Here is an 18,037-nt window from a genome sequence, read left to right as displayed (position 1 = left end):
AATTCGCAGCGGTCGAAGGACGTCTTGCAGTACCGCAGACCTCCGTCGGACCGGCCCCGCAGGCGACGTTCGAGGCTGGTCGCTGCGGCAGCGGCCCTGTTCGCCGCCGTGCTGCCGGCCTCCTATTCGTCCGACGCGCCCAAGGACGACGTGGGCGACGACCCGGCCGCCTCGGAGCAGGCGGAGGACGGCGACAAGCAGTCGGAGTTCTTCGGCCAGGCCGGCTACGAGCGGCAGCTCGAACTCGCCGAGACCACCCCGCGGCCGTCGGCGGACACGACGAGCTTGGGACGCAACCCAGTGGTGCGCACGCGGAAAGCACCTTCCTGCTGGAACGACAGACGCCTTCGACAAGCCCTGTCGCCCCTGGCCAGACGGTACTTCGCCGTCCTGCTCAAGAACCGGGACGCTACCGCGAGTGAAACGCGCGGGCTGGCGACCCGAGGCCGGTAACCCGCCGTGCCGCCCAGCGCCGGGGAGACCGGCCGGCCGGGCGGCCACGAGCAGCGGAAGGGCCCCGCGGAACGGATTCCGCGGGGCCCGGATCAACCCGGTACGGTCACTGCGTCACCGGCGAACCGCACGCCCACGGAGGGCGGGCCGTCCTTGCGGGCTCACAGGTCCGAACGGCGGACGCGCCCGGTCGGCCGAGCCGAGCGTGGGCGACGGCGTCCGCAGACGCTTGTCCCTTCGCGCTCAGGACATCGTCCACCTCTGGTTGGCGCCGCCGCTGCACGTCCAGATGATCAGTTGCGTCCCGTTGGCAGAACTGCCGCCCGGCGCGTCCAGGCACTTGCCACGGTTGCGGATCGTCCCGTCGGACTGCACGGACCAGCCCTGGTTGGCGCCGCCGTTGCAGTCCCACAACTGGACCGCCGTCCCGTCGGCCGTGCCGCCCGCGCCGTCCACGTCCAGGCACTTGCCGAGCGTGCGCAGCGTGCCTCCCGTGGCGCTCCACTGCTGGTTGGCGCCGCCGTTGCAGTCCCACAACTGGACCGCCGCGCCATTCGCCCCGTTCGCCGCGCCGTCCACGTCGACGCACTTGCCGCCGACGCCGACGATCTGATCCCCGGTGCCACCGGTGCCCTGGCCGACGCCCGGCCCGGTGAACGTCATCGAGTCGACGTCGTACGAGCCTCCACCGGCCGTCCGGAACACCATGAACAGTTCCGTCGTCCCGGCCGGAGCGTTGACGTCCACGGCGGGCATGTTGACGTAGTTGTCCCAGCCGCCGGTGCTCTGGACCGGCACCGAGGCGACCACCGGGCCGGTCGGCGAGCCGGTGCGCAGCTCGACCGTGCCGCCCCCGGACGGCGACGACAGCCGGATCGAGACCTGGTCGATGCCCACGAAGTTGACCGGTTCGAAGGAGATCCAGTCGCCGCCGCTGATGTCACCGATCCGGGCCCCGGACTCGGCGCCGCCCTGCGAGATCACCCGCACCCCGGACTGGCCGTCGAAGAACTCGGCCTGCTTGTGCTTGGGCTGAAGCACTGCCCTGTCGCTGCCCGTCAGCACGGGCGTCCCGTTGTCGGCGTAGCTGGAGGAGACGACGTAGGAGACGTCCAGTTCGGCATGGCCCGCGTCGGTCTCCGGCGTGATCGTGCCCGAGCAGCCCCTGACCTCGCCGGTGTCGTGCGCGTGGTCGTCGTGTCCGAGCGACGGGACGGTCCTGACCCTTGCGCAGTCGATCGTGCCGTCCTCCGGGTCGGTGACGTTCACCGTGTACGGGATCTCCTCACCCCAGTCGTACATGCCTCCGTCCGGGATCGACAGGTTCACGACCGGCTCGGTGTTGCCCGAGGTGACCACCACGTTCGCGGTGCCGGTCTTGCCGCCGGAGTCGGTGACGGTGAGCTGCGCGTGGAACTCGCCCCTCTGCGTGTACGTGTGCGTGGGGTTCGCCGCCGTGGAAGTCGCGCCGTCACCGAACTCCCACCGGTAGGAGATCGTGCCGCCCTCCGGGTCGCGGGACCCCTCGCTGGAGAACCGGACCGTCAGCGGGGCGGTGCCCGAGGACGGGGTCGCCGAGGCGTTGGCGATCGGCCGCCGGTCGCCGGTGGTGTAGTCGATGCGGTACAGCCCGGCGTCCGGGTTGTCGCGGCCGAAGCCGCGGCCCCACTCCAGGAGGTACATCGCCCCGTCCGGGCCGAACTTCATGTCCATCGGCGAGTTGAAGTCCAGGTTCGGCACGAAGTCGTTGATCTTCAGCAGCCTCCCGTCCTGGCCCTCGCGGAACTCCCACAGCCGGTGGCGCGACCAGTCGCCGAAGAACGGTGTGTCGTCGAAGTAGGCGGGGAACTTCGTCTCCGACGGGTTGTCCGGGTCGTACTCGTAGACCGGGAACGCGGCCGGCGCATTACCGCCGTTGCCCATCTCCGGGAACCTGTTGCCGTTGGCGCCGGCGCCGTACCAGACGTCCGCGCTGCGGGCCGCCGGGAGGTTGGTGAGGCCGGTGTTGTTGGGCGAGTTGTTGACCGGGCTGCCGCAGTTGAAGTTGGGGCCGGACTGGCCGGTGGCGAAGTTGTAGTCCCGGTACGGAATGTTGTTGCCGATGCAGTACGGCCAGCCGTAGAACCCCGGCGACTTGATCACGTTCCACTCCACCGTCGCCGCCGGTCCCCGGTTGGGGTTGTCGCTCCCCGCGTCCGGGCCGTAGTCGGCGGCGTAGAGCGTGCCGTCCTCGGAGTCGACGGAGAACCGGAACGGGTTGCGGAAGCCCATGGCGTAGATCTCGGGCCTCGTCCTGGCGGTGCCGGGCGCGAACATGTTGCCCGCCGGGACGGTGTAGGTGCCGTTGCTCTCCGGATGGATGCGCAGGATCTTGCCGCGCAGGTCGTTGGTGTTGGCCGAGGTGGCCTGGACGTCGTTGTTCGCGCGCCCCGGACGCTCGTCGATCGGCGCGTACCCGTCGGACCGGAACGGCTCGATGTCATCGCCGGTGCCTATGTAGAGGTTGCCGTTCGGCCCGAAGGTGATGTAGCCGCCGGTGTGCCCCGGCTCCGGTGCCTGCCGCGACGACGGGACCGTCATCACCACCCGCTCGCTGGACATGACCAGCGCGTCGCCGGACACCGTGAACCGCGAGATGCGCGCGATGTCCTGGGTGCCGCCGGCCGGCGAGTACATCAGGTAGATCCAGCGGTTGGTGGCGAAGTCCGGGTCGAGCGCCAGGCCCGTCAGGCCGTCCTCGCCGCCGGTGTACACATTGAGCGTGGCCGCGGTGACGACCCCGCCGCCGTCCGGCTTGTGGATCTTCACCTTGCCGCCGTACTCGGCGTAGAACACCCGGCCGTCGTCGGCGACGTCCAGCGCGGCCGGACCCACGGTGCTCTCGTCCAGCGCGACCTTCTCGTAGCTGGACCACACCGTCGGGCCGCAGTCCGCCGCGAGCTTTCCTCCCGCCGTCTCGACGCCGCCCGCGACGTGGTCGCGGAAGAGCGGGTCCGAGTAGGTGGCGTCGTCGTGGCCCATGGCGGTGGCCCAGACACTGCCGCCCTCGGCGTTGCGGCACCAGGAGATCGGGTGGTCGTGGCCCATGGCCTCGCCGCCCGGGTTGTACGTGGTCTCGTCGGCGGTGACCAGGACGTGCACGTCACCGCGCGGGTTGGGGTCGAAGTTGTACCACTCCTCCGTGCGCTGCCAGCGGTCGGGAAGGTGCGCGGTGGAGGGGTGGACCCGGTCGGCGACCTTGGCGGTGCCCTGTTGGCCCCCGGCGGCGTGGGCGGGCATGTGGGCGCCGCCGTTGACCAGTTCGTCCCACCACGGGAACTCGTTCTCGATGCCCATGTCGAGCGTGTTGTGGATGGCCGCGATGCCGCCACCGTTGTTCACGTAGGTCTGCACGGCCTGCCGCTGGGCGTTGTTGTCCCACACCATGCCGCTCGTCTGCAGCATCACCACGACGTCGTACCTGGCCAGCTCGGCGTCGTTGAAGACCGCCGAGTTCTCACTCTTCGTCATCTCCCAGTCGCGGTCGGCGGCAATCCGATCGAACATCGCGATGCCCGCCGGGATCGAACCGTGCCGGAACGCCCCGGGCGCGGTCTTCGTGAACAGCAGGACCTGGAGGTCCCCCGGAGCGGCGGTGACCGGAGAGGCCAGCCCGGTCATGAGAAGGACTGCGCCTAGCATGGCCAGTAACAGTCGTACGGGTCTTGATCGCATTGCGGCTCCTTTGCGTGTCGGTTGTCTGGTGTCGCCGCGTGCGTGCGACGGTGGCCGGCCGGCTGCCGACCACCCGGGTCGCCGCGGCTTGGGAACGCAGCAACTCGCTGCTTCGGGTGTCGGGTGGTTTGTGCCGCGCGGGTCGCGGGCTCGGTCGACGCGTTCCAGTCCGCCCCGGCCCACGGCGTACAGGCGATCTCGGGCCGGTTCCGGGCCCTGCCGCAGGCCCGGAGGGCGCCGATGCCCTGGTCGCCCCAGTCGTCGACGTCGTACATCGCGGTGCGCCGGCCGCCGCAACCCTCCGGCGTCACGGTGACACCGAGTCCGCTGCCCCCGGTCCACGCCCGGCCGCCGTCGAACGAACGGCCCAGCCAGACCTCGTCGCCGCGAGCACCGTTGTCGATGGAGGCCCACCCCCGTCGAGTCGCCGCCGGTGAGGTGCAGGGCGATGGTGCGTGCGTGGAGCGTGGCGCCGACCGGTACGCGGTCGTCCGAGGCGTACTGCGGATCGCGGGCATCACCGTGGATGTCGCGGATCTCCGCCGCCGCTGCGGCGGCCACTGGCGTCGCGGAGTCTCCTGGCGTTGCCTTCTCTGCCGTCGCCGACACCTGAGACACGTACAGCAGGCCGGACACCACCACCGGCACCGCGAGGGGCCTACGGAAGGCGGACTGAGTCTCTTCTCCGCTCGCGTGCCGACCCGGCGACGGCCTGCTCCCGGTGCCGTGGTCAGCGGCGATGGCGTGCGTCTGGCGTGCAGACGCGCTCTCGCGGGCCGGCGCCCCGCCGAGTGCCGCGGCCCCCGCCCCGCCTGCCGGGGCCGCAGCCGCGAGCCGGGCGCCCAGCGGAAGGGCGCCGGGCGCGACAGAGCTGAGCGGGAGGACTGGGAACGTTCAGATGCTGAAGGCCCGGCGCGCACGGAGGTCTCCCAAGGTGGGGATGTCAGCGGGAAAACGCTGACCTGCTGGGAAAGTGGGTGTGCCAGGAGCGTGCGGACTCACCGTTCGCCATGGCATGACCCGTGCAGAACTAGTAACCAGAACAGAAGGTAGCGAGCTTAGTCCTGTGACGTAATCCCTTTCGCGCTTGATCCTCAATCTTTTTCCTTGATCAGGACAAAGCCTGGGATACCCTCGCCGTCAGACCGCACCACGCGCAAGAAGACACCCCGGCGGCGCTCCCCCCACGGGCGGCGGCGAGAGCAGCCCAGCGGGGAGCCGGCATCCAGCGGCGGCCGCCATTGGGCGATCAAGGCCGGTTGCCCCGCCGCCCGGTCGCCCAGTCGCCCGGTCGCCCAGTCGCCCGGTCGCCCGCCCAAAATCGGGTCGGGTTCCCGCTCGTGGTGCAGCAGCGATCTCCGCGAGCGTGATCTGTGCACCGGTCGTCCAAGGAGACCGGCGGTCGTGCGGCACTGTCTGTGCGGGCTGACGTCCTGCCAGAGAGCGGAAGCCGGCAGAAGCTTGCGATGGGTATCGTGACCTGCGTCTTTGGGTTTGTCGCTGCTACACCACTTGGCGGACGCGATCCCCGGCTCACGTCCGCTGAAGTGGTGTACCAGCCTCGGCGTTTCGGTTGGGTGCGCTGACCTGGGGTTTGGTGCTGCTGGGCGGTTCGTGGGGAGCGGGCGTGGCTGGGGGCCGAGGCTTCACGTCGGTGGTGCGGCCTTCGTTGACCCCGGAACTGTAGGGGGCGGCGATTCCCTGGGCGACGGCCTGCCGGTCTTCACGCAGGGCTCCGGCGAGGCCGGCAAGAGGGCGCAGTCCGCTGTCTGTGAGGTCGTCGAGCCAGCCCGGGAGGGCTGTCGCGTCCTAGACATCCTTCAGGACGTACGGGGCGCCGGCGGCCTGCGGCAGCTTCTCCAGTGGTGCACGGATGGCGCATTCGGGCCAGGGAGTGTCGATCATGAAAGGTCCGCGGGTCTTCACACAGCACCTCCAGCCATCGATCGGGACCGTCACCCATCTCGCCCTCGAAGACTGCCGCGTTCTTCACGGCCCTCGGCCAACAGCCTCACCTCTCGGTCGAGATACCCGCCGTCGATCCTCCCGGTCCACGGCGACGCGCACCCGAAAGGCCTGCACCCGCACCGTCCGAGTCGTAACGCGGCCGAGGTGCGGATTAAGCAGGTTCGTCCAGGGCGGCTTGCCACGCACCGACGTCGCGCAGCGCCCAACGGGCACACCCGTTTCCGCACAAAGAGCCCCACCCCAGGAAAGTCCCCGCTCAGAGCCCTGGAAGCAGACGAGCCGGGCACTACGCGGGGTTCAGCCCCAGCACGAGCAGCTCACCCACAGCCCAGCGCAATCCCGGCACGCGGTAGGGACGAGCAGGGGTGATGACAGGTCACGAAAGGTCAGTTACCCAGCACCATCCCAGCACGGGAAGCAGGCAGGGGCCCGGCTCCGAGGAGCCGAACCCCTTCCAACTTGCACATGTGCCAGATCAGCGACGTAGCGGTATCTCACCCGCTAGACATTGAAGCGGAATGTCTGAAGCCAGATCCTGACCTGCGGCGGAGCCCCCTCCAGGGCTCTGAACTGGGATTTCCTGGTTGGCACGCGTTGGCTCCCGACGGCCGTTTACGGGTGTCCTGCGGACTGGCTGCGGACTGCCCGAGGGCTCCGAGGCGGCGAAATCCCTGGCACACCGGCTGGGCCTGCAAGGAGACTGCGCAGGTGAGCGACTCCTACCCCTGTCCCTGTTGCGGGCACCGCGTGCTGGACGAGATGCCCGGCTCGTACGAGATCTGCCCCGTCTGCTTCTGGGAGGACGACGGGGTCCAGTTCCGCTGGCCCACCATGAGCGGCGGCGCGAACAAGGTCTCCCTGATCGAGGCCCAGCGGAACTATCAGGACTTCGGCGCCTGCGACGAGCACGGCCTCCGGTACGTCCGCCCGCCGGCCGAGGATGAGCCGCTCGACCCCGCCTGGCGGCCCATCGACCTGACGCGCGACTCCTTCGAGGACTGGGAATCCGAGGACCGCGCCCCGTGGCCAGACGACCGCTCGGTGCTCTGCTGGTGGCTCCCCACCTTCTGGCGCCGGGACCACTCCGCGTCATGACCTCCCACATCGAGACACTCGTCCAGCAGCTCGACGGCAAGGCCGACGAGTCCTACGACGCCCGCGCGGAGCTGATCTGGATCGGCGCCGACGCCATACCCGCCGTCATCGACGGCCTGCCTTCCCTCGGCGGCTTCGGCCAGCTGACCGCCATCGAGGTCTTCGAGGAGGTGGGCGATCCCCGTTGCGGCCCCGCTCTCATCGGCCTGCTGGACAGCGACAACCCGACCGTCCGCGAATGGGCGGCCATGGCCCTGGCGAGCCTGGAGATCGACGGCGCCATCGAGCCCCTGCGCCGCGCCTACCGCGCCTGCCTGGAACGCGCGACCCCACCGGACTGGACCGAGTCCGTCGGCATCCGCTGGGCGCTGACCGAACTCGGCGCCCGCACCCCCGTCGTCCCGCCGCTCACCGCGCACCTACGCACCACCGTGGCAGACGACGCCCCGGGCTGGCCCTCGGCCCACTTCACCGAGATCATCAACGACCTGGCCGACCACGCCCAGGTGATCCTTTACTCCCAGCTCTGGCGCGTGGACTCCGGCCGCACCTACGGCATCTCCGGCACCGGCCTGGACTGGGAACTCGACTGGACCGCACCGTGGGGGCACCTGGTCGAGGAGTCCCGCACCTGGTCCCTGCTCGAAGCATCCGAAGCCCCCGCCGGCGACAACATCTTCGTCGCCCCCACCTGGATCGACCGTACCGACCTCTACCCGGAAAGGTGACCGATGCCATCCCAGCACCCCGAGGAAGTTGGCTACGGCCATGTGGTCGAGAGCTACGTGACGAGGATGTACGGCGGCCTCCCGCGCTACCTCGTACTGAACGGCGGGCGGTTCCTGGGCCCCCGGTGGTGGCACACCACCCGCTTCACCCGACACCTACTCAATGACGCCGCCGCGATCACCGACGAGGAACTGGAAGCCCTCCTCGGGTACGAATGGCGCTCGCGCCTCACCGCCGCCTGGCTGATCGGCATCGACCGCCGCGAACGGTTCCGGGCACACATCGGCGACCTGCTCCTGGCCAGCGAGGTCTGCTACTCCGGCAGCGCCTACTGCTTTGCCCTGGCCCGCTTCGGCACGCACGCCGACGCCGAGATCCTCACCGCCTACCTCGACCGCTACCTCCCCCGCACCGACCTCCGCTACGACCAGCCCGCAGCCCTCGGTGCCCTCCTCCGCCTCGACGCCCACCTCGACACCCACCACGCCGACCGCTTCACCCAGCCCGGCGGCCTCTGGGACCAGTGGGTCAACGCCCTGACCCACCTCCGCGACCATCCCGCTTACACCCCCGCCGAGCAGCGCCGCTGGACGAACCTCCACTGCGACTTCGCCAACAGCTGGTCCCGTTCCTGAGCGTCCGTTGGCGGTCATGGGGCGAGGGAGGGATGCAAAACCTCACAACGCAACTGGCGTCTCGTCACTTTCGTTCAGGCACAAGGACTTGGCGTGGTCAACTTGGCGCCAAGACACTGCTCTTCGGACACGCCGTACCGATACGATGCTGATCCTGCGACGTCCGGCCGTTGGCCAGAGAGCGAGTAGCCAAGAATGAACCTCGCCACGATCGAGCGGATGGTTCGAGACGGAGATCTGAGCCTTGATGCACTCAAATACCTAGTCGACTGCCGCGGCGAGTGCGAGTGGCTGGATTTTAAGCAGCTCTTCCGACTTGAGTCGGACTATGACATTGCCGCCTTCGCTAGAGACGCGCTCGCAATGAAGAACACAGGAGGCGGCTACCTGGTAATTGGTGTCCAAGATAAGACATGGGTACCCGTCGGCCTTAACTCCGAACTGCCGTACGACGCAAAACTCCTCCGCGACAAGATTCGCCGCGCGACTGGACTTGACATTTCCGTAGACATTGTCCAGCACCAACTCCGGTACACGGGAGAACCTCAATGGTTCGCCGTTATTCTTGTCCGTGCGGCGGCAAAAAGAAGGAAGCGGCGCACACCTTCCCTTGTTAAGCATGACTTCCATCCGAAAGAGTCATACGGACTACGTCGCGGCGAGATCTACTTCCGTCGGGGCGACTCAACCGTACGCCTTGACAGCGCAGAAGAGCTAGAGGAACTTCTCGACGACCTAGAGGAGAGGGCAGACCGGGACAGCCTCGAACGCGACCAGCCCAAGACCCCCTTTGCTGTAGACACAGGAACCTATCGCCTACTGGAGAAAGACTACCAATTCTTTGTTGGACGTGAGCAATTGAGGGACCAGCTAATCACGGCTGTAACGAAAGACCCACGGATCTGGATTATCAACGTTCATGGCCCCGGCGGTGTCGGAAAGTCTGCTCTCGCAACCTGGGCTGCTTACCATTTCTACGACCAAAGGGATTTCGAGGCAATCCTGCAGCTAACAGCCAAGGAAACGGCGCTGACTTCCGGCGGGATCTCCCGCTCTCAGACCCGAACGCTTTACTCTCTCGAAGGTCTCCTTGATCAGATCCTACTACTATTCGGGGAGGAGCCCCCCTCAGCCCTTGATGAAAAAAAGCTGCTAGTTCTGGAGTGGCTGTCCGTTTGGCCGACCCTCATCGTCCTAGATAATCTCGAGACTGTCGATGACGGGAGGATCATCTCCTTCATTCAGGATCTTCCACCAGCTTCACAGGCCAAGGTGATCATTACAAGTCGCCGCAAAACTGGCGGATGGGAATACCCCGTCACGGTACCCGAACTGAACCATGAGGAGACTCGCGACTTTGTTGCAGTGAAGTCGGGCGAATTCCGAATCGACCTCTCGCTCACTGAACGACGAATCGATGGAATCAATAAGGCATGCGGGGGGCTACCACTCGCCATCCAGTGGGTCCTCGGCAGATACAAGCTATGCGGGAATCTAAACGATGCCCTAGGTGCGGTCAAGGGTGAAGACTCCCCCGTCCTTGAATTCAGCTTCCGTAACATCTGGGACGTACTGTCCTCCGACGCGAAGCGCGTACTAAGCGTAATGTCCATCTTCGATACCCCACCTGGAGACCAACTCCTTGCTCTGGCTTCGGAGATTTCTCGCGAGCGATTGGACTCGGCCCTCCGCGAACTCGAAGAGGCTACGCTGGTAAGCCGCCAGGTTCATCCTGCCGACGGCCAAGCAACTTATACCAGCCTTCCCATCACCCTCTCCTTCGCGGCGAACCAACTAGCGCGTTTCGGCGACCTGGAGACCAGCGCCCGACGACGCGTCCAGCAATACACGCAACAAATGGAGCTGAAGTCGTGGGAAGTTGATAGATTCGTCGGGATATTCGAGCGATTCGGAATCGAAGCAGACAACGAGAAGCGTGGAGCGATCCTCTGCCGGCGAGGTGAATCCGAAACATTCTCCGGGAATATGGAAGCAGCCGACGCCCTCTTCAAACAAGCGCGCGATATCGCTCCGACGAGCGCTTACGTGTTTGCGATGAGTGCTAGCTACGAGCTCGCACGGAAAAGAATTGGGCAGGCGATGAAGTTCGCAGATGTCGCATGCGCTCGTGCGAATCGGCTCACCGGCAGTCTCGCATACAGCACCAAGGCGAGAGTGTGCGACGCACAGCGGGACAAATACGGTCGCGTCAACGCATTGCGGCGAGCCGTGGAGTTCGCACCCAATGACATGGTGCTACGCCATCAGCTTGGCGTTGCACTGAGTCGGGCCGGGGAGACCGATGAAGCAATCGCCAAGTTCACGGAGATCATTAGTGTTGAGTCTGCACGAGATATCCCGAGCGAGACTCTGCTCATGGCCCTCAAGACTCGAATCATCAACTACCGGCGGGCCGGGCGTACTCAGCAAGCGCAGGAAGACCTAGCACTGGCAAAGGACCTAATGGCACGACACCCCCACCTGAGCTCTCAGGCGCATCATATTGCGGAACTCGAATAGTCCGCATCTAATGGTCCGACACTCGTTGCTCACCGAACGAGAATGCGGTATCCAGAGTGAGTGCGGGCAGCCCTCTTGATGGTTGGCACTGCTCAGCGCCAACCATCAAGGGAAACTTGTGTGCCGCCCGCCAAGAAATGCCGGAGGGCAATGGCTGTAGTGTCCACGAAATCGTCGGGGATGGCGTTGGCGTCGACCCAGCGGACCTGGGAGTGCTTGCGGGGTTCGCGGTTCTCGGGCTCGCCGGTCCAGTCGTGGGCGGCGAAGACGACGGTGAGGAAGCCGTTGGGGGCTTCGACCCCCCAGGCGCCGTGAATGATGTGGGCGACCTTGAGGGACTCAGGCTTCACCGTGAGGCCCGTCTCCTCGTAGAGCTCGCGGACTGCGGTCTCCGTGATGGGTTCGCCCGGCTCGCTCTTGCCGACGGGGAGGTCCCACATGCCCTGGGCGAACTTGGCGTTTTCGCTGCGCTGGAGGAGGACGACGCGGTTGGTGGCCTTGTCGTGGACGATGACGGCGGCAACCAGCAGGGTCATCGATTCGAGCGCCGGCTTGAGGGCTTGGGAGCGGTCGTCGGTCTGCTGGGCCACGGTGTTCCCTTCGTCGGGCGGGTTGTTGGGCATGTTAGGCGAGGGCCTCGCGGGCGCGGCGGGCGAGATCGGCGGCACCGGGAACGCGGCGGCGCTGGTAGACCGCGAGCGTGGAGCGAATTGAGGTGATCGCCTTCCGGGTCCGGTCGGAGGTCATGCCCTCCATGAGGATCAGGGCCTGGGTCCAGGCAGCGACGGCCTCGTCGGCGCGGGCCTGGGCGGCGAGGCTGTCGCCGAGGTCGGCGTGGGTGAGGGCGTGGACGCGCTTGTACTTCACGGGGTCCCAGCGGGTGAGGGCGTCCCGGTGCTGCTGTTCGGTGCCGATGTGGTCGGCGAGGTCGGTCAAGGTGCGGGCGGTGTGACTGGCCACGGTGCCGGCGGCGGGGCCGCTGACGCGGGAGTAGCTGGGCTGGGGGCCGTCGTCGCGGAGGAGGGCGTCCTCGGCAGAGAGCAGGGCGCGCGCGGCCAGGGAGTTCTCGTCGGTGGCAGCGTAGGCGCGGGCATGGGTGATGTGGAGGAGGGCCTCGGTCTGGCCATCAACGTGGTCTAGGCCGCGCCGGAGGGCGCCTTCGACGAGGTCGACGCAGTGGTGGGGTTGCTTGAGGCTCAGGGCCTGGTGGGCGAGGGCTCGCATCATCCAGGCGGCGTGGCCGTGGGGGTCGGCTTCGCAGGCGAGCTTGTAGCCGACCTGGTAGTAGCGCTGGGCGGCGCCTTCCTGGCCGAGGTCGTGGTGCTTCCACCCTGCGAGGTAGGCCAGCTCGGCGACCGCGCCGAACGCTGCCCGGCGTAAGCCTTCGCTGGGGAAGCGTCCGCGCAGCATGGGGGCGGCTGTGTCGGCGAGGTACGCGGTGACGGTGGTCAGGCCGTGCCCGCCGCCGAGGCGCTCGTCGGCCGCGCTGAAGGCCGCGGTGATCTGCCGTACGACGTCCACGTCCTCCGCCCCGACCAGGAACATGCCGGTGCGAGCGCGGAGCATGCGGGCGGTGGCCTCGTGGTCGTAACCGAGCGGCATGGCGACGCCGGCGGTGGTGAAGGCCGCGATGGCGAGGAAGCGGCGGCGCTCGACGTCGGCGCGGCCCAGGTCCGTGACCGCGAGGACGGGATCGGATTCCGCAGGCTCTTCGTCATCACCGGCCTGGAGGCCGATCTCGGTCTGGGTGATCGTGCGCCCCGCTCGGCGAGACAGCGCCTCGGCCAGGTACTGACCTACTCGGCCCGACGGGGCACGGGTGCCGTTCACCCAGTGCGAGATGGCCGACTTGTTGGTCTGTTGGATCTCGCCGTTCTCGGCGGCGACGCGCCGCACGTCCCTGGCGAGAGCCTCGTAGGTGCAGCCGACCGCGTCGATGACGTCGCGCAGACGGGAGTTGGGGTCTCTCTGCGCCGTCACGATCGCCTCCACCCTGGAGCTGTAAACCGCGTATACCGCTTCAACTGCCTTCCACCGTACCCACTGAGCGTGACCACCGGTTCACTTATCAGCAGCCGCCCGGAACGGCGCGACCATGATCCAGGCTCCCCCTTGGCCCGGGCGGCACCCCGAAGTTCCGTACGCCCACACCAGGCTCGGGCATTCCTGTGCCCGAACCTGACCGATCAGAGACGGAGACACGGTGACCACCATCGACACCACGGCCATCACGGTCGAGCTGCCCAAGGCGTTCGACCCGCGCTGGAGCCGCCTGCCCGGCATCCAGGTCGACGGCCGGCGCATCACGATCGACCCGGCCGAGTATTTCTTCCGCTTCGAGTCGAGCACGTGGCTCGTCGCCGACTGGGAGCTGGTCAAGTCCCAGCTCCTGGAAGTGGACGAGACGACCGAGAGCGCGGTCGAGCAGCTCGCGCTCGACTTCATCAAGCACCACGGTGAGTCCACCTCCGACGCGGCCCGCGTCCTGGCCACCGCGTACCAGGTGTACGCCCACCTCTTCCGAGAGGAGCACCTCGCCGGCCTCGGACTCCCGCAGATCACCGCCGACCACCTGCGGATGCTGCGCGAGGCCGCCACGCTCATGGCGCTCAACAAGGTCGAGCTGGACGGGCACATCTCCAACGTCGGCCCGTGCTGGTTCTTCCCCGCCGCCACCTCCGTCGTCTTCGACCTGGACAACGAGATGGGCGGCATGCTCGACGAGGTCTACCACGGCGGCTGGTTCAACGAGCACCGCCGGATCGAGTCCATCAAGGCCCACGCCGCGCTCGGCGGCCGGCTCGTGCACGGCTGCCAGTCCGTGCCGGACCAGTCCGGCGGCGTGGTCGCCCCCTACGGTGCCTCGATGGTGAACTTCCGTGACGACCTCGCCGCGTTCAAGGCGGGCTGGATCGAGCAGGTCTACGCCCACCGCGTGAACCCCGCCGCGTAACCCACCACCCGATCAGGCTCCGGGGCGGGCCAGGCATCTCCCGCCCGCCCCGGACGCCACCACCCCTCCCCGGAGCCCCTCACGTGACCACGAACCCCAGCGCCGAACTCCTCGACAACCTGCTCACCGCGACCGGCCAGACCACCGCCGTACGGGAGGAGGTACGCGTGTGGTCCATGTCCGGAGTCGAGCGCGTCACCTTCCACGACGGCACCACGGCCATCTTCAAGTACGCCAAGAAGCCCTTCGACAGCGAGGACCAGGCACTGCGCCTGGCCCACACCCTCGGCGTACCCGTCCCCCAGGTCCACGCCTCCGCCGTCCTGGACGGCTGGCTCGGCATGCTCATGGAGGACCTCGGACCGTCCGTCCGCGAGGCCGACGACCTCGACGGTGTCGCCGCGGCCGTGGTCCTGCACGGCACCCGTACGGCTCCGCCCTTGCCCGTCCTCAACCAGGACCGGCTGCGTACGCTCCCGGCCCGGGCGCTGGAGCATCTCGAACAGCTGAGAAAGGCCGACCGGTGGCAGGACGCCGACGACGTCGAGGACGCGCTCGACCGTATCGCCCAGGCCGCAGGGGCCCGCTCGGCCGGAGCGACACTGGCGCCCTTCGGCTGGGTGCACTCCGAGTTCCACCCCACCAGCCTCCACATCGGGGAGCGCGGCTGGCGGCTGCTCGACTTCGCCCGCGCCCTCACCGGCCCCGGCTTGCTCGACCTCGCCAGCTGGCACGGAACCATCGAACCCCCGCACCCCGTCCGCTTGCGCGTCTTCCTGGAGCAGTACGTCACTGCCGGCGGCACCCCCGACGCCCTCGCCCCGCGCGGCGGACTCACCGCCGAGAACTGGGCCCTGGGCTGGCACCGCATGTGGGCAGTCGAGTGGTTCATGGAACAGTCCATCCGCTGGATCAACGACCCGGCCACCGACCCCGCCTACACCAAGGCCGTCCGCCGCCACCTCACCGACGTCCTCCACCTCCTGGAGATCTGACGTGCTCGCCCAGGCATCCCCATGGCACGCCCACGCCCTCCAGCGCACCGCCACCGGACTTGCCGAACCCCTTTCCGTACCCGCCCGAATGGAATGGACCACGAGACCCGGCCAAGGGCCTGCAGCCGACGTCCTCGGCCCCGACCTGCGCGGCAAGCGGCTCCTGGAACTCGGCTGCGGCCCCGGCCACAGTGCCGCCCACCTCGCCACCCGCCACGGCGCCCACGTCACCGGCGTCGACCTGGTCGGCCTCCAGGTCCGCCGTGCCCGCTCCCACTACGGACGGCTGAACAACCTCACCTTCGTCGCCGGTCACGCCCTGCACTACCTGCATGCCTCCGACGAGCAATTCGACGCGATCTACTCCGTCTTCGGCGCCGTCGGGCTTGTCGCGCCCGAGCTCCTGCTCCCGGCCATTGCCCAGCGCCTCACGCCCGGCCGGGTGCTCGCCTTCTCCATCCCGCACCCGCAGCGTGGTGGCCGAAGCCCTTCGGGTGACGACCGTCCTCGCCGCGACTACGTCACCCTTCCCGACCGCACCCGGCTCCCCATCGCCCGCTGGGAGTTCTCCACGGACCGGTGGGAGAAGCGCCTCAGCCAGGCGGGTTTTTGGCTCACCTCGGCCCAGGAGTTCCACGACCCCCGTATGGGCCACTGGCCCACCACCCTGCTGATCCGCACTCGCAAGCTCTGACCAGCCATTCGCCCGGGCTTCCCTTGGAGGAACCGATGCGCCCGCCCTATCTGCTCCTCGACATAGATGGCGTCCTCATACCCTTCCCCAACGCGGACGGCTCGACCCCGGCCACCCACGCCCGCCACGACGTCGTCCCGACCGGCCGGAACGCCGACAACCCGGTCACCGTCTGGCTCGACCCTGCCCACGGCCCCATGCTCATGGATGTGATCCGTGCCGGCCTGGTCACCCCCGTCTGGTGCACCAGCTGGCGGCAGGACGCCACTGCCCTGATCGGACCGCTCCTCGGCCTCCCGTCTCTGCCGCACGTGGACCTCTCGCGTCCGCAGATCACCACGAGCCACCCCAGCGGCTACCTGTGGAAACGCGACCACGTCGACGCATGGCTGGGCGACGCCCCCGCTGTGTGGATCGACGACGACTTCACCGGCCTCGACCACGACTGGGCGGCGGAGCGCACCGCCACGGGAACGCCGACCCTCCTCGTTCAGCCAGACCCACACCTCGGGCTGCAGCCCGAGCACCTGACCGAGGTCACGACATGGGTCTCGCAATTACCCACAGCCCGCGCCGCCTGACGACTGATGCCCTCGCTGCCACGAGCAGCGAGGGCATCAGAGTATTGCTCGAGCGTGAGCCGCCTGCGGTTTGTGGCATGTATCGGCGGCGCTGATGTCGGAGTCGGCTGGAACACTGCGGCCGTGATCAACGAGATGACCCCAGACCTTCCTGATGCTCCCGCCGGCTCTCTGCCACCCAGAGCACAGGCAGAGCTCGCCAGCACCGCCTGGGAGGGGCTGCCGCACGTCTGTACTGGCCAGCACGGTGTGCCTGACACACCGGACATCCTCGGCGCTGTGCTCGCCACCGACCCGGCCCGCCGGGTGCGGGCGGTGGGGGATCTGTATCGGCTGCTCCTCAATCGGGAGCAGGTGTTTCCGGCGACCGCTCCGGCGGCCTTGGTCCTCGCCCGTCTTCTCGACGATCCGCGCACCCTCGCCGAAGGCCGGTGGGAGCGCAGGGCCGGTCGGCGGTCGCTTCGCGCCGAACTGCTGAACTGGCTGGCTTCGTTCGCCGACATCGCCCGCCTGGACGTCGAGGACGGCGTCGGCACGACGCAGGATCTGGCTACCGCTCGTGCGGCAAGGCCGATACTCCACGACCACATCGCGGATTTCTGCGACGACGACGAACCACTGGTGAGGGAGGCCGCGCTCGCGGCCACCGCCCTGCTCCTGGCCGACCCCGCCCTCGCCTCGTCCGTACCCCGGTACGCGCCCGCCGTTCGCGAGGTCCTTGCCGTGAGCGCGGACTCGTACTACCGGTGGATCGCCCGGGAACGGCTGGCTGCCTGGGGGAAGGATGTCACCGGCCTCGTCACTGCGGAGGACGAGCGCCGCGCGGCCCTGGACCGGGCAGGCGAGTTGGCGGAAGACCCGTTCGGCCAGGACCAGGAGCAGGCGATCCGCTGGCTGGAAGAGCAGCCCGAGGACACCGCGGCTCCGGAACGACTCGGCCGTCGGCGTGAGGACCGGACCACGCCCAGATCGGCCGCCTCGCAAGAATCTGCACCCGAGCCGCCCGTGGTCGCCCCGGGGAGCGAGGCGGGGTACTGCGGCCCGTGGCGGATCGCCCGGGAGGAGGAGCGTGCCGAGTGGACGTTCACGCCGTACGTAGGAGTAGGCCCCCTGCACTTCGGGATGACCTTGGAGGAGATCACCCGCGTCCTCGGCGAAGGACCGGCTGTCTCGTCCTACTCCCACCACGGCGAAGACCAACAGCTCAACTACGCCGACTTCACTGAGAGCGGGATCAGGGCCCTCTTCCATGACAACCGCCTGGGGTGCGTCGCCGCAGACGCTCTCACCGGCCCCCAGGTGAGATTGGACGCGGCCCCGCTGACCGGCTGCGCACCTTCCCAGGTGGAGGACTGGCTCGTCCACCGCCCAACACGGCCCGGCAGCCTGGCGTACAGCGTCGCTGGCGATCCGGTCTTCGCCGACCTCGGCCTGGCGATCCGCTCCCAGCGGGCCGGTGACATCGTCCTGACCCGCCCCCTCTTCCTGCTCCACGACTGGCTCGACCTGTGGCACGCGCTGCCCAGCGAGGAGTGGAACTGCTCCTGAAGCGTGATTCGCCGGTCGGCCTCACCTGAGTGCGAGGCCGACCGGAGCGACACACCTGTCCACCGGAGCGCGTGGGGAACCAACGTGAGCAGCTTGTGGCTGGCAAGCAGCCGGCCGTTGAATCGCCCGGATGTCCCCGCCATGGTGTGTGG

Annotated in this window: 13 protein-coding genes; 10 read left to right on the top strand and 3 right to left on the bottom strand. The window is 68.1% G+C overall.

Going from position 1 to position 18,037, the window contains the following annotated elements; all coding sequences use genetic code 11:
• Positions 1–24: 24 nt before the first annotated feature.
• The gene (locus ACFF45_RS16595) at positions 25–453 is read left to right on the top strand and encodes a hypothetical protein (RefSeq protein ID WP_381346814.1); all 429 of its coding nucleotides are present in this window, start codon (positions 25–27) and stop codon (positions 451–453) included.
• 243 nt (positions 454–696) lie between these two features.
• On the opposite strand, the gene ACFF45_RS16590 is transcribed toward ACFF45_RS16595, so the two are convergent.
• Positions 697–4,167 (bottom strand): ThuA domain-containing protein, encoded by a 3,471-nt coding sequence (locus ACFF45_RS16590; protein WP_381346813.1) that lies wholly within the window; start codon positions 4,165–4,167, stop codon positions 697–699.
• Between the two features lie 2,676 nt (positions 4,168–6,843).
• On the opposite strand from ACFF45_RS16590, the gene ACFF45_RS16585 reads away from it, so the two are divergent.
• From ACFF45_RS16585 to ACFF45_RS16570, 4 genes are all read left to right on the top strand, one after another.
• Complete coding sequence (locus ACFF45_RS16585) at positions 6,844–7,230, top strand: CPCC family cysteine-rich protein (protein ID WP_381346812.1); 387 nt, start codon at positions 6,844–6,846, stop codon at positions 7,228–7,230.
• A complete protein-coding gene (locus ACFF45_RS16580) occupies positions 7,227–7,958 on the top strand; it encodes a HEAT repeat domain-containing protein (protein WP_381346811.1) in 732 nt (243 codons plus the stop codon). The genes ACFF45_RS16585 and ACFF45_RS16580 overlap by 4 nt, the downstream gene beginning before the upstream one ends.
• A gap of 3 nt (positions 7,959–7,961) precedes the next feature.
• Positions 7,962–8,594 (top strand): DUF6000 family protein, encoded by a 633-nt coding sequence (locus tag ACFF45_RS16575; protein ID WP_381346810.1) that lies wholly within the window; start codon positions 7,962–7,964, stop codon positions 8,592–8,594.
• Positions 8,595–8,789: 195 nt separating this feature from the next.
• Positions 8,790–11,114, top strand: coding sequence for an RNA-binding domain-containing protein (locus tag ACFF45_RS16570; protein WP_381346809.1), 2,325 nt, complete (start codon positions 8,790–8,792; stop codon positions 11,112–11,114).
• 92 nt (positions 11,115–11,206) lie between these two features.
• Here the strand turns inward: ACFF45_RS16570 and ACFF45_RS16565 are convergent, their stop codons facing one another.
• Both ACFF45_RS16565 and ACFF45_RS16560 read right to left on the bottom strand, forming a co-directional pair.
• Positions 11,207–11,737 carry an NUDIX domain-containing protein gene (locus tag ACFF45_RS16565; RefSeq protein ID WP_381346808.1) on the bottom strand — a complete coding sequence of 177 codons (531 nt, stop codon included), beginning with the start codon at positions 11,735–11,737 and terminating at the stop codon, positions 11,207–11,209.
• Position 11,738: 1 nt separating this feature from the next.
• Positions 11,739–13,094, bottom strand: a complete 1,356-nt coding sequence (locus ACFF45_RS16560) for an NsdA family TPR-like regulatory protein (RefSeq protein ID WP_381346807.1) — start codon at positions 13,092–13,094, stop codon at positions 11,739–11,741.
• 223 nt (positions 13,095–13,317) lie between these two features.
• On the opposite strand from ACFF45_RS16560, the gene ACFF45_RS16555 reads away from it, so the two are divergent.
• From ACFF45_RS16555 to ACFF45_RS16535, 5 genes are all read left to right on the top strand, one after another.
• The gene (locus ACFF45_RS16555) at positions 13,318–14,067 is read left to right on the top strand and encodes a hypothetical protein (protein WP_381346806.1); all 750 of its coding nucleotides are present in this window, start codon (positions 13,318–13,320) and stop codon (positions 14,065–14,067) included.
• An 83-nt stretch (positions 14,068–14,150) separates the two neighbouring features.
• Positions 14,151–15,062, top strand: a complete 912-nt coding sequence (locus ACFF45_RS16550; RefSeq protein WP_381346805.1) for a phosphotransferase family protein — start codon at positions 14,151–14,153, stop codon at positions 15,060–15,062.
• A gap of 1 nt (position 15,063) precedes the next feature.
• Positions 15,064–15,756, top strand: a complete 693-nt coding sequence (locus ACFF45_RS16545; protein ID WP_381346804.1) for a class I SAM-dependent methyltransferase — start codon at positions 15,064–15,066, stop codon at positions 15,754–15,756.
• Between the two features lie 35 nt (positions 15,757–15,791).
• Positions 15,792–16,337, top strand: coding sequence for an HAD domain-containing protein (locus tag ACFF45_RS16540; protein WP_381346803.1), 546 nt, complete (start codon positions 15,792–15,794; stop codon positions 16,335–16,337).
• A gap of 249 nt (positions 16,338–16,586) precedes the next feature.
• Positions 16,587–17,885, top strand: a complete 1,299-nt coding sequence (locus ACFF45_RS16535; protein WP_381346802.1) for a hypothetical protein — start codon at positions 16,587–16,589, stop codon at positions 17,883–17,885.
• The last annotated feature ends 152 nt before the right edge of the window (positions 17,886–18,037 follow it).

The sequence above is a fragment of the Streptomyces cinereospinus genome (assembly GCF_042430725.1).
Taxonomy (GTDB): Bacteria; Actinomycetota; Actinomycetes; order Streptomycetales; family Streptomycetaceae; genus Streptomyces; species Streptomyces cinereospinus.
The sequence above is the reverse complement of the archived record's forward strand: the minus strand, read 5'-3'. Positions and strand labels throughout refer to the sequence as shown.

Excerpts from the sequence above, each read along its gene's own strand:
- ACFF45_RS16540 (WP_381346803.1), top strand. The coding sequence starts at position 15,792 with ATGCGCCCGCCCTATCTGCTCCTCGACATAGATGGCGTCCTCATACCC.
- ACFF45_RS16570 (WP_381346809.1), top strand. The coding sequence starts at position 8,790 with ATGAACCTCGCCACGATCGAGCGGATGGTTCGAGACGGAGATCTGAGC.
- ACFF45_RS16590 (WP_381346813.1), bottom strand. The coding sequence starts at position 4,167 with ATGCGATCAAGACCCGTACGACTGTTACTGGCCATGCTAGGCGCAGTC.
- ACFF45_RS16565 (WP_381346808.1), bottom strand. The coding sequence starts at position 11,737 with ATGCCCAACAACCCGCCCGACGAAGGGAACACCGTGGCCCAGCAGACC.
- ACFF45_RS16580 (WP_381346811.1), top strand. The coding sequence starts at position 7,227 with ATGACCTCCCACATCGAGACACTCGTCCAGCAGCTCGACGGCAAGGCC.
- ACFF45_RS16575 (WP_381346810.1), top strand. The coding sequence starts at position 7,962 with ATGCCATCCCAGCACCCCGAGGAAGTTGGCTACGGCCATGTGGTCGAG.